General features: G+C 39.1%; 14 protein-coding genes. All 14 read right to left on the bottom strand.

Translation table 11 applies throughout. The features are described 5' to 3' along the window. A partial coding sequence (locus JMX98_RS10165; RefSeq protein WP_201586327.1) for a type VI secretion system Vgr family protein occupies positions 1–1,597 on the bottom strand: 1,597 nt, incomplete at its 3' end. 102 nt (positions 1,598–1,699) lie between these two features. After that, entirely contained in the window at positions 1,700–4,507 is a 2,808-nt protein-coding gene (gene tssH / locus JMX98_RS10160) for a type VI secretion system ATPase TssH (protein ID WP_201586326.1), read from the bottom strand. A 107-nt stretch (positions 4,508–4,614) separates the two neighbouring features. Then, the gene (gene tssG, locus JMX98_RS10155) at positions 4,615–5,676 is read right to left on the bottom strand and encodes a type VI secretion system baseplate subunit TssG (protein WP_201586325.1); all 1,062 of its coding nucleotides are present in this window, start codon (positions 5,674–5,676) and stop codon (positions 4,615–4,617) included. After that, positions 5,673–7,643 (bottom strand): type VI secretion system baseplate subunit TssF, encoded by a 1,971-nt coding sequence (gene tssF / locus JMX98_RS10150; RefSeq protein ID WP_201586324.1) that lies wholly within the window; start codon positions 7,641–7,643, stop codon positions 5,673–5,675. Before tssF ends, tssG begins: the two co-directional genes overlap by 4 nt. Beyond that, the gene (gene tssE, locus JMX98_RS10145; RefSeq protein WP_201586323.1) at positions 7,636–8,142 is read right to left on the bottom strand and encodes a type VI secretion system baseplate subunit TssE; all 507 of its coding nucleotides are present in this window, start codon (positions 8,140–8,142) and stop codon (positions 7,636–7,638) included. The genes tssF and tssE overlap by 8 nt, the downstream gene beginning before the upstream one ends. A gap of 132 nt (positions 8,143–8,274) precedes the next feature. Then, the gene (locus JMX98_RS10140; protein ID WP_201586322.1) at positions 8,275–8,757 is read right to left on the bottom strand and encodes an Hcp family type VI secretion system effector; all 483 of its coding nucleotides are present in this window, start codon (positions 8,755–8,757) and stop codon (positions 8,275–8,277) included. Between the two features lie 51 nt (positions 8,758–8,808). Next, the gene (gene tssC, locus JMX98_RS10135) at positions 8,809–10,311 is read right to left on the bottom strand and encodes a type VI secretion system contractile sheath large subunit (protein WP_201586320.1); all 1,503 of its coding nucleotides are present in this window, start codon (positions 10,309–10,311) and stop codon (positions 8,809–8,811) included. A gap of 35 nt (positions 10,312–10,346) precedes the next feature. Further along, entirely contained in the window at positions 10,347–10,886 is a 540-nt protein-coding gene (gene tssB / locus JMX98_RS10130; protein WP_201586317.1) for a type VI secretion system contractile sheath small subunit, read from the bottom strand. A 269-nt stretch (positions 10,887–11,155) separates the two neighbouring features. Continuing rightward, complete coding sequence (gene tssA / locus JMX98_RS10125) at positions 11,156–12,199, bottom strand: type VI secretion system protein TssA (RefSeq protein ID WP_201586315.1); 1,044 nt, start codon at positions 12,197–12,199, stop codon at positions 11,156–11,158. Positions 12,200–12,202: 3 nt separating this feature from the next. Further along, positions 12,203–12,802 (bottom strand): TagF domain-containing protein, encoded by a 600-nt coding sequence (locus JMX98_RS10120; RefSeq protein WP_201586313.1) that lies wholly within the window; start codon positions 12,800–12,802, stop codon positions 12,203–12,205. Between the two features lie 45 nt (positions 12,803–12,847). Continuing rightward, positions 12,848–16,582 (bottom strand): type VI secretion system membrane subunit TssM, encoded by a 3,735-nt coding sequence (gene tssM / locus JMX98_RS10115; RefSeq protein WP_201586311.1) that lies wholly within the window; start codon positions 16,580–16,582, stop codon positions 12,848–12,850. A 74-nt stretch (positions 16,583–16,656) separates the two neighbouring features. Then, entirely contained in the window at positions 16,657–17,865 is a 1,209-nt protein-coding gene (tssL, locus tag JMX98_RS10110) for a type VI secretion system protein TssL, long form (protein ID WP_201586308.1), read from the bottom strand. 27 nt (positions 17,866–17,892) lie between these two features. After that, entirely contained in the window at positions 17,893–19,233 is a 1,341-nt protein-coding gene (gene tssK, locus JMX98_RS10105; RefSeq protein WP_201586307.1) for a type VI secretion system baseplate subunit TssK, read from the bottom strand. Between the two features lie 18 nt (positions 19,234–19,251). Beyond that, a complete protein-coding gene (gene tssJ / locus JMX98_RS10100; RefSeq protein ID WP_201586306.1) occupies positions 19,252–19,860 on the bottom strand; it encodes a type VI secretion system lipoprotein TssJ in 609 nt (202 codons plus the stop codon). Positions 19,861–20,384: the final 524 nt, after the last annotated feature.

Here is a 20,384-nt window from a genome sequence, read left to right as displayed (position 1 = left end):
TTTCAGTACGCTTGCCATGTACCGTCACGGTCTCATCTTTATCAATGGTGGTGGTACGGTCACGGTTGACTCTGCGAGTCTCATCGTTCTTCACCAGTGAGTTTAAATCACGCTGCGCCTGCAAGTTCACCAGCTCAAAGCCGGCATCATCATTGAACATGAGCTCATTGTAGTTCTCAAGGGGCGAGTTAAAGCTTTTAGACTTGATACCAGATTTCTTGGCCGCCTGCGGGTAGCCCCATGGTGGTGGATTGGCACTGTTGTAGAGACGGCCGATGACGATGGGACGATCAGAGTCGCCGTTGATAAAGTCAATAAGCACTTCTTCACCGATACGCGGGGTATTGATGGAACCAAAGCTACCCCCTGCGGAGCCTTGTGCGACCCGTATCCAGTCTGAGCTCAGCTGGTTCTTGGGGCCGTATCGGTCCCAGTGGAACTGGACTTTGATGTCGCCATAATCGTTGGTGTGTACTTCTTCTCCTGCAGGGCCGGTGACGGTGGCGCCTTGGGTGCCGATGATTTGCGGCTTGGGAGTAACTCTAGGGGCACGGTACTGGTAAGTGAGGGGGATGGCACTAAAGCGGATACGGTAGTGCGATTGTTCGGTGCCACTGGCATAACCGGCCTCTTTGAGTTCGTACTCGGCATAGATAATGAGGTGTTCGGTGTTGGCGGCGTCATGCGGGTGACGGGTCAAGGCAAAGGTGTGACCGGGGGCGATGGTGAGGACGTTACCAGCAGCACTAATGCGTTTGCTTTGGGCGTTGTAGTCTTGGGCGCGGACTTGTTGGTAGTGCGGGGCATCCTCTTTGCTACTGAAGTTGGTATAGAAGTCGTAGTGTTCGGTATTGATACCCCCTAAGCCATGGGTTTCGCCTTGGTAGCTGAGCTTACGGTTGGCGGTTTGGTAGTTGTGGTCGTTGACGTTGACGGTCTTGGTGGCGAGGCGGTCGGTTTGCTGCCATTCGTCGATGTAGTTCTGATCAGGGGTGCCTGGGGTGACGGCTGAGTGGTAAGGAATGAAGGGTTGACCCTGAATGGGAGGATGGGCGCTGTTGTCATCAACGATGATGAGGGTATGATTGCCGTCGGTATGGGCAAAGTAGTAGTAGAGCCCTTCTTGTTCAAACAAACGGTTTAGGTAGGCAAAGCTGGTTTCTTGGTATTGGGTGCTGTGTCCGTATTTACGGTAGTGGTTCTGGCACTGTATCTCGTAGGGGAAGCCAAATTCGTCTAGGATGGTGCGGGTGATCTCAAGTATGTCTTTGTCAACAAAGACTCGGCTGTCATAACGCTGGGTGAGATACCACATGTTTGGACGCATGATGCAGGTGTAGAGATGGTAGCTTTGCTCGTCTTCATCTTCACTGAGGTAGCCAAAGTCGGTAACTAGGCCATTTAGTACGCGCTCACCGCTCTTGGTGTCTATGGTGACGGCGATGGTTTGGCCGATGATGTCGGTGGCAGCGAGATTGGGGTTTTTGCTGGTGAGGGTTAGGCGATACTCATAGAGCATGCTGAGCCCTTCAAATCCATTGAGTTCGACAAAGGACAGCTCACGGCCAAAGGGGGTGTGGATGGCAATGGTGCGCATGAAGAGAGCCTTTTTAGAGGTTAGTTGATAAATATATGTCTGGCTAGAAGCACGACGTCAACACTTATGATGGGTAGATAGTGCTGACTTGCTCATTATACTCTACAAATATCGGTAGATTATATCATCTTCGTCGGTGCTTAGATGAATAGAATCGATGGTTTTATTGTCGATAATGTAAGTCAGTAGGTCTTTGCTGATTTTAGGTAAGATAGTATTGGTCAAGATGGCATCAATCATGCGACCGCCAGACTCAACTTCGCTACATCGATCAGATATCAGGGCCAAAATATCATCAGAGTAGCTCAGTGTAATACCATGATTGTCTTTGATGCGCTTGACGATACGCTTAAGCTGCAAGTCTACGATCTTATTCAATGCCGCGTCGTTCAGTGGATAATAAGGAATAACCTGAATCCTACCCAACAATGCGGCTGGGAATACTTGCAGCATAGGTGCTCTTAGCTCTTTTTGTAGCGTTTCTATATCGATGACTTCATCGTTGTTATGGCAACGATTCATGATGAGCTCTGTACCGACATTGGTGGTCAAAATAATGATGGTGTTTTTAAAATCAATATGTCGCCCTTCTCCATCTTCCATCCATCCTTTATCAAATACTTGAAAGAATATCTCATGGACATCAGGATGGGCTTTTTCTACCTCATCAAGTAATACCACACTATAAGGCTTACGTCTGACGGCCTCCGTTAACACACCGCCTTCTCCGTACCCAACATAGCCTGGAGGTGCGCCCTTTAGGGTTGATACAGTATGTGCTTCTTGGTATTCACTCATATTGATCGTAATGACGTTATGCTCACCACCATATAATGAATCGGCTAACGCCAAGGCAGTTTCTGTCTTACCAACCCCTGATGGGCCCGCCAGCATAAAGACACCGATAGGCTTATTGGGATCATCAAGACTCGCTCTTGAGGTTTGTACTCTTCTAGCAATGGCCTCCATACCATGATCTTGGTCGATGACACGCTGACTCAGCGTTGAGCTAAGCGCCAGAATGGCCTGTAGCTCATCTTTCATCATTTTACCTACTGGTATGCCTGTCCAGTCTGAGACCACATTAGCCACTGCTCTGGAATCTACCAATGGCAATACTAGCGGATCATCATTTTGTTGCTGTTTCAGCTGCTCAATGATATTTTTTTGTGTCTCAAGTAGGCCCTCGATATCACTACTGGTATCGCTTATATTTGGTAGATGATTAGTGTCATCGTCATTATGGGCATTGTCTGCGGCAATAGCACCATTGCTATCTGTCTCATCATTGAGCGCTGTTTCATTATGACTATCAACTGTAGCATCAGTAACTTGCGTATGACTGCCTTCTGTTGTAGCGTCCTGATCCTCAACATCTGAAACATCTTCGTCTGTTACATACTGCAAAATTTGTTGACGAACATCAATTAGCGCATGAACCAGACGAGACTCTTCCTGCCATTTATTCTCAAGCTCGACTAATTGAGCTTCTAAATCAGCGATGTCGCTGTCAATCTCACTCAGTTTGTCTTGCTGATCATAATCAAGCTTCATTTCACGCTCCATATTATGCTTTTGTGTTTCTAAAGCAATAATTTTTCTATTGAGATACTCAATTCGACTTGGCGTTGAGTGCTGACTTAATGATACTCTCGCGCAGGCAGTATCCACTAAGCCAATGCCTTTATCTGGCAGCTTACGTGCAGGAATATAGCGATGGGACAGCTGCACGCTTGAGACTATGGCTTCATCAAGGATGATCACATTATGATGTGATTCCAGTGAAGGTACTAATGCTCTTAGCATCTCAATCGCCTCATCTTCTTCTGGCTCATCAACGTTGATGACCTGAAAGCGTCGTGTCAAAGCAGGATCTTTTTCAAAGTACTTTTTGTATTCTGCCCATGTGGTTGCCCCTATGGTTCTTAGCTGACCGCGAGCCAGCGCAGGCTTTAGCAGATTGGCAGCATCACCAGTACCAGCAGAACCGCCAGCACCTATCAAAGTATGTATTTCATCAATAAAAAGTACGATAGGCGTTGGACTTGATTCTACTTCCTCCATAACTGCGCGCAGACGCGTTTCAAACTCCCCACTGACGCTAGCACCTGCTTTTAAAGCACCAATATCAAGTAAGATAAGCTCAACGTTTTTCAGACTTGGCGGCACGTCACCTGAGGCAAGTTTGAGCGCCAACGCTTCAACGACTGCTGTTTTACCAACGCCGGCCTCTCCAGTCAAGATAGGGTTGTTTTGGCGGCGGCGCATCAGGATATCTATGATTTGTCGTATCTCATTATCACGGCCCACGATAGGATCAATCTTGCCAGCGGCCGCCATTTCGGTCAGATTGCTACCATATTTTGCCAAAGCCGTTTTTTCTGAATCCTCTACATTCGCGTTTGATGACACTGGCGACTCTTGTTGGACGTTTTCAGAAGAAGATTCAAATATAGTATCAAAATCATCGACCAGTTTATCGGCGTTAATCTTCTTAAATTGGCTTGATATTCTAAATAGAATATTAGACAGCTCTGAGCTTTTTAGTAACGTATAAAGCAGGTAAGCACTACGTATCTTTTGGCTATCAAACAATAACGAAGTATAGGTCCAGCTTTGTTCTACTGCCTCCTCTACATGTCTTGAGAAATCAGCAACATTACTAGCACCCGTCGGTAGACTCTCAACTGCAGCAAGAATATCCTTTTTCAAATTATTACTATTTATCTCAAAGTAGCGATTAATACAATCGAGATCGTTATCAGGTGTCTGTACTAGAACATGTAACCAATGCACTAGCTCCACATAGCTGTTCTCTCTCAGACGACAATAGGTAAAAGCACTCTCTAAAGACTTATAAAGAGAGTCATTCAACTTGGCAAATAGTACACTTCGGCTAATATTAGACATGATTACTCCATTAAATTGTTTAATTATTATGTTAAAAGGCAGATTGCTTTATAGTCGGTGTTTAAGCACGCGGTACTAGCGTTACATTCATACTTAATATCGATGGTTTAGCGTTGATAGTTTAGTATTAGGCCGTCTTCATCTGTATCAATAGCGCCAAGCCAAGTAGTAAGACCAAGCTTATTACGTCCTCCTAAAACCAGCTGTGGTATATCTGGTTTTGCCAATACAAGCTGTACATCCCAATCATATTCTTCGCCTACGTAAAAACGCACCCACTCTATCATTCGTTTTGAGTTGAGACTTCCTTTAAAAAAAGACTCAAACTCATCCAGCTCCAAAGGTCCAATGATTATGCGAAACTTAGTTTGCACATCATAGATTTTGCTGCCGACGATCAAGCCATCACCAAGATTGTACTGTCCCTTTACGCCCAAACACGTCTGCTCCTCTTTGGGCAGCTCAAACCACTGGCCAATATTTTCTTCAATATGAATCGGTAAAGAAAAGTACTGTGATAATAGATCTTGGAAACTATCAGTAGAGCGGTTTCTTTGCAGACTGTACCCTGCAAAATATAATTTTGAGAAGTGTTCGACATATTGGTGAGGTCGTTGTTCATCGAAAACCGCAAAGCCTGCTAAACTGGCTATATACCTACTGAATTTATTAGCACCCTTGTTTTCAAGTGATAGGACACTTTGAGCATTCATCCAGCTACGATAAAACATCGTTAGCACTCTATGCTGTAGCATATTAACGAAGTCCGCCCATGCACCATCACCATACTGATGTTTTCTTTGAAAAATAAACTCAATCAAATGCGATGGCAGTGGTGAATTGGCTCCTAATAACCCTATTTCATTGATAGCAATTTGGAACTTATTACTTTTAAGTGAGATGCTATCGATATTCTTATATATAAAAGACATCGATGGGTTTTGATACAACCTAAATAGGTCTTGCGTAGGACTGCTCGTTTCACCGATTAAGGGTACAGAGGTATCTTGACTACCCTCCAAATGCCTCAAGATTGAAAAAAAGCTATATTTATGAAGATGGCTAGTAATCTCTGCAAGATCAAACTCATCATCTAATGTATTTAGGCCGTCTGGCAATCCCTTATGCCCGCTTGATAGCACATAGTCATTGATCTTGTTGTCACTCATAGTAAAGACTTCTCACCCTTTATGTCTTTCCATTTAATAATCTGACCTTTTTGTACCGTCAATACGGTCATTTCAACAAATGAATTGATAGAAATAATACGAGAGAAATAATGCCTTAAAATAGAAGCAAATAAGAAAGGATGCACGCCTGCCAACAAACTTTCATCAAAAGTTAGTTGAACGGCTATTCCTTTTATTAGACTTCCTGCGCCTTTGTGCCGAACTACTTTTGTCATTGGCGTAACTTTAAGCTGCGTAATGCTGTTGATCTCAGACTTATAAAATTCATTATTTTCATGGGGGAACGCTAAAAGCAGCTCTTTTAATAGCAATGTACTGTCTTTATCAGCGTAATCTGTTAATGAGATATAACTAAGATTAAGCTGATTGAGTAGCGACCAAAGCGTATGATCCTCGCTTACTGCTTCAACGGGCTTAGTGACTCCTGAGATGATATGTGCAGCACCTACAGGCAGTGCAGCATCAACCAAAAAATCCGACTCCACAGATCTGGTAAGAATCAATGGTAAATCACGATTGGTACACCACGCCTCTACGGCCAAATGATCAATATTAAAGCTAAAAACAGACTGACCTTCACTCATCATCGATAAATACACTTCACTGCCAAGATAAGACGTCCGACCACCATACAAATTCGCCGAGCTTGACTGTGCTCTCTTTTCTCTTCTCATTGAAAAAAAGGCATTATTGTGACGATTATTGAGAAACACCTCTTGATCAGTGGCTTTATAGATGGGGGTAAAATTCACTTGTTGATTATTAAACTTGTCAAATCCTTTGACTCGCTCTATGCTGTGCACCTCAAAATCCAGAGGATGTACACGATCGACGATGACGTGATGATCTGTGTTCTGCATAGTGACAGGAAAACGTACAGATTTCTTTTTGAAAAGGTTGACTATCGGTGCTGTATTGATAGTAATATCCTGCTCTTTTAGCAATTGCGTCAATTCAGGTATATAGCTGTCGAATAAAAACGAGACACTAAACCTGCGCTTCTCATGGCCTACCACTCTCTTGTTTACGCCGTTTTCGACTATAACGTCCTCAGTCTGTAATGCAGAAAGAGCAAAATCACCATTGATCTCTGCTTTTTTTATGGCTTGATTGATTCCTTGCTGACTGACAAATAAGAACTTCTCTGGTAGCTGAATATACTCTTGTATCAATCTTAAAGATGAAATAGATTTATTTAAATCAAATACTAACGCTTCGTCTTTAGCAAACCCTTTATGCTTAGGATGGTCATCTATAACATAATTCCATCTGCGCGCATCTTCAAAACTATGGCACACGACATTATTACAAGCGTTCATCAACAGGTTTAATAACTGAGAGGCGACGGGTAGCTCTGAGCCTAGATAAAGCACTAAATCTTCGGGTGTTAATTCAGAGCATTTAGTGGCCGATCTGATGGAAAAATCCAATCTGAGTGCTGATAAGCTCTTACCAGTTTTTACACTTTTCAAATCTGGGAGATAGTTCAGTGAGTTGGTATAATGTGATGCCTCAAGCTCAATCGGAGTCAACGCCGTATTTTGAGTCAAAGAAAAATGGCAGCTCAGCATATTGGCATCTATGTCAATAGGCAAAGACTCAAGCAGCTGACCGCGTTTCAATGTGTTCAAAACATTGACACTATAATGCTTTGAGGTATCAAACTTTATAATAGTGGACGCTGGCGTAGGATACAAAAACTGTGGATAAACCACTTCTAAAATGCGTTGAACAAAACGTGGGTATTCAGCGTCTATTTTTAGCTGAGTTCTTGCAGTAAGGTAAGCGACTCCTTCTAGGAGTCGCTCAATATAAGGATCTGGAATCTCGTTGTCACTCAGTTTGAGACGAGAGGCTATCTTAGGATATTGCTTAGCAAACTCCTGCCCCATCTCTCTAAGAAATCTTAATTCTTTGTTGTAATAAGACACAATTTTATTATTCATCTATACTGCCGTCCACTAACGAGAAAAATCCAGTTTCAACGTCTATAGTTGTTCTTAACCAAAACTCTTTGGGATATGGGTTAAGCTTGATCATGCCTTTGATTTCTATCAATAATTGATTGTGATTGGCATGCATGTCATTTTCGATATGCACTAAAACCTTTAAACCGTTTTCTACAAGTCTGGGTTCAAAGTTTATTAATGACTCTAAAATCAAATTTTGTACACCAGACCAGTCAATATCTGAGATATTTATCCCTGAAAATGCAGGGATACCATAGTTCATAGTGGAGCGCTTAACGTGAATGGGTAATAAGATCTCGAGCTGCTCACTATGCAAGCAAGTCGTATTCAATAAAAATAGAATATCTCTTAATATCGTCTCACGATACTCAGATATACTAATACCTCTATGGTATTTAGTATCATAGCTGCTTCTAGGATCTGTATCTGTTAGCCTATCCAATAAACAAGGGACTAAACCAATTTCATTCTTCATTGATAATCTACATAAGTTTTATGATTTACTTGTCTGATGATTTTGATATAAATATATTGCAAATCTCTAAAAAAAAGATCCAACTCAAACTTTTAAGTTAGATCTTAATATTACAAATAATAATCAAGCAAATTAAGCAGAACGATTCTCTTTGACATCAAACGCCATTTGCACTTCAGCACCTTTAGAACCTTTATCATTCTGTTCCCAGTACTGATTTTTAACTTTTGCTGCTTGGAATGAGTACTCCATCATTAGTGACTCATTTTCTTGAGCGCCAATGAATTTAACAGCAGTAATCAAAACATCTTCTAAAGTAGTGCGAGAATACTCAACTTGGTTGCCACCTGCTTTGCAGACAGATATTTCAACCTTGCCCAAATGCTGACCCACTGAACAGTTCTTTAGTACTGTTGGTGCTGCTTTATCAATGGCTGCAACGACTGTTAGATCATCAAAGTTTACTTTGCCTGCGCCACCGCCACCGCCAGAGCTCATAGAACCTGGCTGCTCAGCCCCCCAGCTAAAGCTGCGGATATCCGTCCAGTTTTTATGGTTAGAATCCTTAGATTCACCGCTTACACCTTCAATACGCATAAACATATCTAAAGCCATACTACTCTCCTAAATTAAATTAAATAATGATAAATAAAAAGACAGACGTCTTTATTCATCCCTTGCTGAAGGCAGTTTAGATACTAAGCGTAAAGAAACCGTTAATCCTTCTAGTTGATAATGAGGTCTTAAAAAGAACTTCGAGGTATAATAGCCAGGACTACCTTCAATCTCTTCAACAACGACCTCTGCCGATGCTAATGGCTTTCTTGCTTTTGTCTCTTGAGTAGAGTTAGTAGGGTCTCCATCCACATAGTTCATAATCCACTCATTGAGCCACCTTTCCATATCATCACGCTCTTTGAACGAACCCACTTTGTCTCTAACAATACATTTCAAATAGTGGGCAAATCGGCAACAAGCAAACAAGTAAGGCAGACGTGCTGCTAATTTAGCGTTTGCTGAGGCATCAGCATCATAATAGTCAGCCGGCTTGTTGAGTGACTGCGCTCCTATGAATGCAGCTAAGTCAGTGTTCTTTCTATGCACTAAAGGCATAAACCCTAAGTTTGCCAATTCAGACTCTCGGCGATCACTGATAGCAATCTCCGTAGGACATTTCATGTCCACGCCGCCATCATCAGTGGGAAAAGTATGTGTTGGCAAGTTCTCTACTATACCGCCCGACTCTACACCTCTGATAGAGGTACACCAACCGTACTGTTTAAAAGAACGATTGATATTGACAGCCATAGCGTAAGCTGCGTTTGACCACGTGTAATTATCGTGGTTAGATCCATCCGTACTCTCTTCAAAATCAAACTCATCAACTGGATTCGAGGCTGCGCTATAAGGCAACCTTGATAAAAACTTAGGTAATGCTAGACCAATATAACGAGAGTCTTCTGACTCTCTTAAGCTACGCCAACTAGCGTACTCAGTGTTTTGGAAAATCTTGCTCAAATCTCTTGGATTTGCAAGCTCCTGCCAAGTTTCCATTTGCATAACATCAGGGGAAGCACCTGCGATGAAGGGGCAATGAGATGCCGCCGCAATTTTTTTCATGCCATTTAATAGCTCAACATCCTGCGGTGAATGATCAAAATAATAATCACCTACCATACAACCAAATGGTTCACCACCGAACTGACCGTATTCTTCTTCATATATTCTTTTGAATAAAGGACTCTGATCCCAAGCTACCCCTTTGTAGCGCTTAATATCGCGAGCGACTTCTTTTTTTGAAATCGGTAAGACCTTTATTTTTAGCAAGTCATCGGTTTCTGTATTAGTAACCAAATGATTAAGACCTCGCCATGCGCCTTCCAACTTTTGAAACTCTTGATGATGAATAATTTGGTTTATTTGCTCTGATAACTTTCGATCTATCTCAGCAATAATATATTCAATCGTTTGGTAAGCATCATCTGAAACGACGACTGTATTTTTTAATGCTTGTTGAGCCAATGTCGTTACTGCATGTTGCACGGCACTTTTTGCATCTTCAGTTTTAGGTCTAAACTCCTTTTGCAATAAGTCTGTAAACCCAGTCTTTTTTTCTTGTAAAAGCTCAGGGTTGGCATTTATTTCATTTAACTCTTGGACTTTATTCATAATAGTAGTCTCTAACCCTATAATTTTTAAATCATTTACTCATCAATACTATTTTTTGTAGAAGCCTTGTTACTACTAGCCAGTGCATTTAACAACTCACTGTCTGCTAGCACTTTAGAAATTAACTCTTCAGCGCCTGACTTACCATCCATATACGATAGTAAATTTGATAGCTCAGTTCGAGCTTGCAACAGCTCTCTCAAAGGCTCAACTTTATTCGCCACTGCGGTCGGTGAGAAATCATCCATACTTTCGAACTCTAACTCGACATTTAGGTTTCCCTCTCCCGTTAAGGTATTTTCAACCTGAAAGGCAGCTCTTGGTTTTAGAGCTTTCATTCTGTCATCGAAATTGTCTATATCAACTTCTAAAAACTTTCTTTCAGATAAGTCAGGAACGGGTACTTGTGATTTACCTACAAGATCAGCCATAACGCCCATGATAAAAGGTAGTTCGACTGTCGACTCTGAGCCGTATAACTCAACATCATATTCAATTTGAACACGAGGAGCTCGGTTACGTCCCACAAACTTTTGGCTTGATGAATATTTTCTATTGGGATTATCGTTAGACATTTATGCGTCCTTGTTAAATTGCATTTTAATTACTGACTAATAAAGAGTAACTCTCAAAAAATTTAGATAATAGTGAATATTGGTTACTAATACTTATAATGACAGTAAACTTAATTACCATACTATAGTCTATTAAAATACTTAAATCCATTATTAAAATTTGTAGTTACATTATGTATATATTTAATTTACGAATGACATTAGTAATTTTAAAAATAGCTTTTGAATATATTCAAAAAATAAAATATTAATTAACAGTTCTTACTGTTTTAGTCCTCATCGTCTTTGCCAATGATCACATCTAAATCATTCAGACTATTTGGACTTATATTTTTTAACATCTCATAAAAACTCATATCCATGAGCTTTTGTAATCTTTCTATAAAAAGAGGAGCAGGATGGCTTGGTTCTTTCAGTCTAAAGTACAAGTTTAGTTTTTCCAGTACTACTTTTACATCGTTTCTATCTTTTATACTGATATCGTCTAATTTCTGGATGCTCATTACTGATTTATTTGCTACATTATCTACAGCAGTTGAAACATCCTCATAAAGAGAGGCGTTTTCTTCTACTTCTTCTACAACATTAGACGATCTGACTATTAATCTGGCAATTACTTCGATAGGCTGTTTTATGGCGGAGAAATCCAAATGGGAATCTTCAATTTTTTCATCAAAAATAAATTCGATATTATTTATTAGACCCAAAGCATCTTTCAGCGCTACCAGCTCTTCTTGATCGTTTTGATAGGCAACTTTGATATCCTCTATCAACTTCTCTCTTCCCCCAGGATAAGAGTCATCATCATTATTTATCAAAATCGACACTACAGACTTGAGAGTAAAATAGCCCTTCTTGCTGGCAGAATATATAATGTTAGACTTGTTCAACTGTTGGATGATGCCGCTCTTATCAATTAATAAGCTTATAGATCCTGATCTATAAAAAGCATCAAACTCATTGTCCTCATCAACTAATTTTGGATACAACTCATCCCAGTACTTCTCTATATTGGTATGAATTATCTCACAACCTTTTTTAAAACCGATAACACCATGGTTGGCTGTAAGTGCTTGTGCATAGAAACAGAAAACTCTGATATCCTTTGATTCAGATAAAATCTGACGACAAAGCTTTTCAATTGTGCTCCAGTCAGGCTCTTCGGCTTCTATGATAACATCGCCATATTGTTGCTCAGGCTTACCTTCAACCAAAGTCTGTATATCGATAAAACGGGTATCATATTCAATGTCTATACCAGTTGGTTGCGCCACTGAAATAGGGTCAATAAAGTCTGAAAAAATTTTAGTCATAATTTAGCCATATATTTTATTGTAGAGCGTGCAAGTCAAATAGCCTTGGTGAGTAATAGTGATAAATTTTTCCAGATTAACCCAATAAGAACACATAATAGGATCAAACCCTCTTTCTAAAACCTCCAAAGCAATATCGTCTATGACTACTTTTAGTTGGTCCATTCCTTCATATTCTTGAGAATAAGAGCTGAAATAGTGTGTTTCCTCAATCTTAAGATCGCCATTAGCGACTATATTTACAAACCCTTCATACTTACCAGCCATAGATAGAATAAAAGTAGAAATTTTTTCTAAGTCGTTTAATTGCGTTTTTTCAGTATCAACATATACAAAAAAAGGATATTTACGCTCTGACATATCAGAACTCAAAGTAGTCAAACCGATCTTTAAAGTATCACCTTCACTCACAACAAATAGCCATACGGGTTTGGTTTTACTTGTAGTATTCAAAAAAGACAGCAAGGTGTTAGTATTAGAGCATTTATTGAACCAAACCTCCCAATCATAATAATAATCCCGAGTTAGACCAGCAGCTTTAATAAATTCTCGTCTTCTACGTAGTTTGCCAAAGTAATGGATTCGTTCAATGTTACACATCATCTATTCTCTTATACTCATTAATGTCTACTGAATAAAATTACATATTCAAGCACATGAGAACCGACGTAAATCAGCCAGATAAAAAGGGTTATTGCCAGTGCTGGCACTAAACTCAATAACGATATCCTTATTGTTAAGAGAGTACCTGACGACACTTCTATTTCGATTGTTAATAAGCATTTTTCCACTTTCCACCAGTCTCAATAACGCCCATGAACCTTTCATCTCAATGTCGTCTACTCTTTTTTCATTGATGTAAGCTGAGAACCCAACCTTTCCTGATGTAGCTTTTGGCCATACTGCTTCAAAGTTTTCTAAAGGTCCATGACTATAGGAATAAGATTTACCACCGTAGTTGAAAATCAGCTTCTCAATTTCTGGATCGACGTTAATCACCTTAACCTCAAAGTCGAATCCTAACTGGCCAGCATCTTTTTGAAAATAAGGACTGCTCATCTGTTCAACTTTACGAACATCTCCAAACTCAGATCTAAATTTTGAGTTTGCACGCACCAGCTCATCAAAACTATAGACTTGCATATCACTAGCGATTTGTGGGTCAAGGTTCATAAAGGACTGGTATAGTCCTTTATGTCCAAATAGTTTTTTGAAGTTAGTCAGCACTACCTCATCGCTTGAGTCTTTGTTAAAAGGATAATTTGCTTGAGTGGCCCTTTTACAAACAGCAGTGATGGGAGCTAGTTCACGCTTCATGATATTGAAAGCTTCTATTTGCTGCTTTTTTTTTTGCTCTTCATCTAAAGCCTCTCTTCGCTCTTGTTCCTCTTGACGCAAAGCTTCTGCTTTATCTTCTGCCTCCTTTCTTAAGTCATCTTCTCTCTGTCGTTGCTCTTCCAATTGCCTTTTTGCATCAATATCTGCCTGTAGCAAACGATCATTCATCTCATCCAAGCTTTGATTAAGAATAAAAACTGAGAATTGATCAAACATCTGACGAAAAGGTGACGGCAACCTGTTTATTTCAGCTCTATAACCAAATAGCGAATCGTTTGAAGGAAGATCCACTCCTTTTTCTATTGCGACATCAAGTATATCTAAGAATTCATAAAGATCCTTAATAGAGATAATTACTTCATTAATTGCAGCTGCTTCAGACCCTTGTTTTTCAGTCAATACATTGAACTCTGAGAACTCTTCATCTACAGGAGTAGTGAACTTGAGATTGTCAATATAATTATCTTTGACGTAGCTAGCCTTGTTTTGCAGATTACCGAAACCGGCTCTAGACACAAGTCTATCTATAGTATCTTTGACAGTTCCATTATCATCACTACCTTGTATCTGTTTGCTAATGTCTAAAGTAGTATTTTCGCTTATTCCTTCAATCATGTTCTGCAATGGCGAATCTGAAGTATTAGAAAGAATCTTAGCAATATCTCTAGCTTCTTTTAGATTTCTAGGCTGTTTCAGTCTTATATCAGAGAGATATCTATTCCATACGTTGATGTATCTTTTAAAATAAGCACTTTTCGCTTCTTTCAAAGTATCTTTTTCACTCGATTTAAGAGACGCATAGTTCCCTAATACCCATTCTTCTTCTTCATACAGCTTGGCAGTTGATTTCAAAAGTTCAGGGAGGACAAATTCAATGTAAGCCTGCTTAGTATAAATAGGGTTAATCGTTTCAGTTAACGGTTTGCCACTCGCTCTAGTAAACACTAATCTACTCTGCTTACCTCCCATAGTATCAAAAGAGACTTGTGCTACTTTATTATTACCTCTAGATATCTCAGTAAAACTATCATTCAAAATCATAATTGAAATATCATTTTGGGCGATAAACTGCCTTCTTTGATCAACCAGCTCAGTATCAAGTGGAAGACTTGGCGTCAGTCCTTCTTCTTGAAGAATATATTGTAGTGATTCTTCAATTTTCTTTTTTTGTTCGGCATTCTTAATAGAAGAATCTTTTTCAAAATTGCGCATCAGCCAAGACAACATAAACTCTGCATCAAATTTAGTATCGTCGTATAGCATTAAATAAGCTTTAAGAGCATTATAATTATCTATCGAAGAATCCTCTGGGCTTTGTCTTAATAGCTCATCGATTTTATAGGATATTAGCGGCATTACACTTTCACTTAGCGCTCGTTTATAAGCAGCCTGCGAGATTTCATCTACCGCGTAACCTTGATAAAGTCCCATCCTGTGCTTGAGTGCGGGTGACTCAATCATTGTAAAAGGTGAAGTTTTTGACAGCATTCTAATCTTGTCAGCCATCTCTACCGCTTGTAGTAAATCTTTAGTTTCTGTAGTGCCCTTCAGCTCTTTATCTAGCTTAATGGTCTTTTCGTTGACATCTTTTAGATACTGACTGTTTGTTAAAAAACTATTAAATATAAGCGCAGATACTAATAGTCCGGTAGCTGCTACTGTACCAACACCTATCCATTTCAATATTTTATTCTTGGTAGACCACACCTTGTTATTGCTGGCGAGGTTAGCGTCATTAAATATAACCTCAGTAAAGAGATCATGGATAAAATAACTTTTGGTAAACTGTGAACCTGACTGATTTTCTTTTACATATTTAGGAGTAAGTTCAAAGTTGCTTCTGATAGTATTAAATACGGGATCCACACTCTCACCATCTTGGTAAGCACTGGTAAAAAATATGCCCCGCCACTGTATCGAGTCTTCAAATTTAGAAGATTTATACAACTCTCTAAACAATAGAACCAGTCTTTCATTGAGTATCGAAAACTCATTCGAAAATGTAAAGATCGCGTCTTTTTCGTTTTGATTAGTAGCATCATCTATTACTCTAAGATAAGAAGATTCTATATTATCTCTGATACTCTCAAGTTTTTTTGCAACAAAGCCAATAGTAGCCGCTCCATTGTCTTCCTCTGCATCATTAGCAGGTATCGTAAACCCTAAATATTTTTTTCTTTGATCCTCATCGAGTGCATTAAAAAAGTCTTCAAAGCCCTTCAAGATGTCTAGCTTAGTAATCACTAAGTAGACTGGAAAGTTGATGCCCAGCTTAGCTCTCATTTCTTGAATTCGTTTACGTAGCTCTCGGGTAATATTTTTAAAATCGGTCTCAGCGTTTAGAATATCGTCTAAACCGATAGTGACAACTACACCATTAATAGGCTGTCTTGGTCTATATTTTTTTAACAGACCCATAAACTCAAGCCAGTCGTACGAGTCTTCTTCATTATTATCTTGCAGTGACAGCCTACCAGCTGTATCTAACAACACAGCCTCATCTGACAAAAACCAATCACAATCTTTAGTACCGGCCAGACCACTGATAGAAGCACCGAAGGAACTTTCTAAAGGAAAGTTTAAACCAGACTCTCTTAATGCTGTTGTTTTACCGGTTCCAGCGGCCCCTAATACCACATACCAAGGCATTTGATATAAATACTGACCTGTAAAGAACTTATTTTTTATAAAACCATCAGAGTTTGAAAATTTTGCACTTTTTAGTACAGAATCTATTTCCTCAAACTGACGACTAAGAGCACTGTCTTTGTTGACATGCTTTAATATAGGTTGTTGTGATGTTTTAATGTCTTCAACCAACTCTCTATTTCTTCTCGCCTGTAAATATTGTTTCAAGAAACTATTGATTAACCAGACTAAAAATATGAACAGAATAATAATTGCTCTTACGACTTTACTTTCAAGAGGTTTGTAGCTACCAATAGCTACAATACCGCCAAAGAACCAAATCAATAAAGATATTCCAAGTAGTCCTAAAAACACCCAAAAAACTTTTGAACTTGTAAAAGATAATAACCTTCTCATCTTATAGAACCTTCTTGTGATATCTCAAATAATTTAATAATAAAATCAGTCATTATTATTCTGGGTTTAGATGTTTAAGGCTCAACTGGGAGATTGTTACCCAAGCTATAAACTGTTATTTCAACGCGTCTATTTTTCGCTTTATTTTCGGCCGTGTCATTAGCAACGACAGGGTTGGTAGAGCCTCGGCCCTCTGATCGAATTCTATTTTTATTCTCAATATAGTCCGTCAAAATGTCCTTTACAGCATCTGCACGTGCTTGAGATAGGTGCCAATTAGAAGGGAAAGTGATGCTTTGTATAGGCGTGTCATCGGTGTATCCAGTTACTACTACTTGACCGTTAATGCCTTGTAGTGCTTGTCCAATGGTTGCTAATACAGGAAAAAATTGATTTTGAACATTTTCTGATCCAGACTCAAACAACCCATCGCCCAAGATAGTAATAACGCTACGATCGGCGAAATCATTAACCTCGACTAAGTCTCGACTGATTTCGCTTTGTAAAGCTGGGGTTAGTGGTTTAGTTTGAGTGGTATCACGTCCAACAACTGTATATTGAGCATTTTTAGGCAAAGATAAATTATTAATTTTGGCACTGGTATCATCCATCGTAGAGCCAAGGAAAAATCTCAAAAGAATATAAAAAAAGGCAACAATAAGACTGGCTAAAACACCGATTACCCATAATGGTATATGCCAACGCCGCTTAACCTCTTCGTCCTGCTTGCTACTAATGCTCTCATGAAAAAGCAAACTAAAAGTTTCTGGTCTTTTTGATTTGATCAACTCAATGAGTTTGCTTTTTTCTTGCTCTAAAATAGTCTCGCCGTTATTTGCTATCTGATACTTACCCTTATAACCGAACTGCAAACACAGATAGATGAATTCAATCAGATATAAGTTCTTGTCAACATCCAACTTTGCTTTTTCTAAGATTTCAAAAAATCGCTCTCCGCCCCATGTTTCATCAAAGAAAGATACTAATAAGCTTCTTTGTGACCACTCTTCATCTGACCAACCAGATCTGACGGCGGACTCATCAACAAACGTGCATAGACAGTATTGAGCTGCTTTTACCATCTCATATGGCGCACCTTCTTGTTCAGCTTCCGCCTCGAAATCCTCAATCATCTTAGTAAATCTAAATAACACCTTCTCGGTTGAAAGCTGTGTTGTGGAGTTTCTCATTGCATTAGATAACACAAACACAGGCTTTGCCGCTGAAATTATTGGATTATAAATATCTGAAAACTGCAGGTTTGATCTTGAGTCACTTTTCATTTTTTTTCCGTCTATTCGGCATGAAGTCTATTTTATGTTAGGTTTAATTGCCCAAAACTCTAAATCAATATTTGGGAAGTCGCCTGCAATATGGAACGCCATACCAGACGAGTCATCGAAACGCTCCCATAACTCTGTGTCTTTATCTAGCTCAAAGTAAACATAACCATTGTGATAAGGTAGCTCTCTAGGTGCTACTGATAGAGCATTAAGTTTCACGCCAGGCAAGTGATAAGCAACTAGCTCTTTGATTTGCTCTACAGTACTAATTTTCATGGTACTTGGTAGGTTATTTCTTAAAGTTTCGTTCGGCATATCTGCTTTTACAGCTAGCACGAAGTCAGCAACTTCAAGAATCTGAGCATTCGGTGTTTGAGCTACGTAAGTTGCACTGTCTTTTTTGCTTAAATCTATCCTTATCACTCTTTGCTCTAAGACTGTAGATAAGCTAATTCTTAGATTTGATACTAAGTGTTGATAGCACTCTCTTAGATTTTTATGGTCATAAACTGGCATATCACCCATTTTACGAGTGGGCAAAAAAGTCATCAAATCACTGCACAGTTTAGATAAATTTACAAAAAGTGTTTCTGGATGTGTGTGATTGGTCATCTGTTTTTGGTGTAGCATATAAGCCAGATCTCTATTGACTGTCTGTAGCATCAGAAAATCTGTAATCTCGAGTGACCCGCCTCGATTGGGGTCATTCACTGCATTGGCTAAACTTTTACTTTTCTGTGCAAGAAGACCATAAATCTCATTTATATAGCTATAAAGTTTATCGTTTTTTTGAGCAACTAACGTTGGTGGGATATAGCCTTTTTGAATAACAATTTCGGAATTTTCATTACTTGAAACAGTAGCTATAGGAATTTTAACGAGACTGGAATGAATGTCATCTTCTAACATTAGGCGTGCGTTCAATCTGGCTAAAGTCACTACCCTTGGCTCTGAATTAGTATCGGCGGTATCCACTAAAGATTTCTCAAAAGCACTATAACGGGTGTTTTTTATATCATCTGACTCATATGATATTTCCTTAGCGTTTGCTGAGCCTCTAGCAATAACTAGATATAACTTAGTCTCGGCTGTTTTTGCGGATATACTACATTTTAAAAGGCTAGTTTCAAACGGCGTAGGTATAAAGATAGTACCATCCTCAAAAACCACCTCCAGTTTAGACAGACCTATCACGCCTTGTTTGAGTAACGATTCATTGATGACTAACTCCGATACTCCATAATAATGCGCTTGTGCAAAGCTCACAATATTGTGGATATTACGCTCAGTGTATCTATCATTTTGCTGGAAATGCTGCGGTGAAAGATAAGTTCCTTCAGCCCACACAACTTTTGAATACTCGTCCATCACTAACACCTATTATTTTTATAATTTATTAGTAAATATACCTTTACTGTAGTCATACTTTGGCTTTTTGAAGACTCCACTCTTTGTCACTGACTTATCATTTGGATGTCTTTTTGCATACTTTTTCAGCTCTTCTTTCATTTGCCTCTTCGAGATTTGAAAAATACCTGAGCTATCAACTTTTAGATATAAATAACTATTTTGGCTCCACCATTGAGGAGGTTGCTTTTGAAGTACAATCTTCCATGAAGTGTTTTCAATGTCGCGGAATCCTGTTGTGATTCCTAGATAGTTAGTGTCTTTTTCCAAACTCAGCGGTATTGACTTAATAGTATCAGGTATGATCATATGTTGATTTCTTAGTAGCAGATCACCTTTTAAGTCATTGTCTTCGTCAATTAAATCTAAATATTCTTCATAAATAAAAGTTGGTTTTTTAGTCAGCTGAAATATATCTAGTCTCGCTGGAGCAGCCCTATCCACAACGTCAAGATTGACTGAAGGAGCAGTTAAAACCAAAAAATCCACTTGCTGATTATAGTCTTTTTCTTTAGCGTTGCTGAATACTGTACAACTTGATATTACAAGACTTGACAGTACAATAGTGTACTTGAGATTTTGAAGCATATCATATCTACTTTATCAATGGTTATGGCACAGAACCCACAAGGTATAGTGCATCAATATAGACCAATCAAACGTCGTGAATTTTTGTAAATCCATTTAAGTATCGCGCCAACTTTCTGCTAGAAACAGAAAAATAAATATCAATACTAGTAAATTTATGTCCACTAAAAGTCGTGATTTTAACACAAGATAATTACAGTGGAAAACCTTTAACTCTTCTAAATAAAAATTTATTGGTGATTGGCTATGTGAATTTTTGGTAAGTACATAAAAATACAGAAGATTTGATCCAAATCAGGACAGAAAATTCGTTAGCTTGTTCGGTAGACTCCCTGCACTCGAAGCAACAAAATGAACCTGCTCACGATCATACCCACCAATACCACCTGCATTGGCCCTTCACTATCATTACGGGATTACCCTTTGAATGCGACAATCCCCGACATACCCATCTGCGAATAATGCTCAATGACATTTGAGTCATTCATATTCAGAATTTTTTGACAACTGCTAAAGTTTAAGAA

Source organism: Psychrobacter sp. HII-4, from assembly GCF_904846595.1.
Classification (GTDB): Bacteria; Pseudomonadota; Gammaproteobacteria; order Pseudomonadales; family Moraxellaceae; genus Psychrobacter; species Psychrobacter celer.
This window is presented reverse-complemented; position numbering and strand designations above follow the sequence as displayed.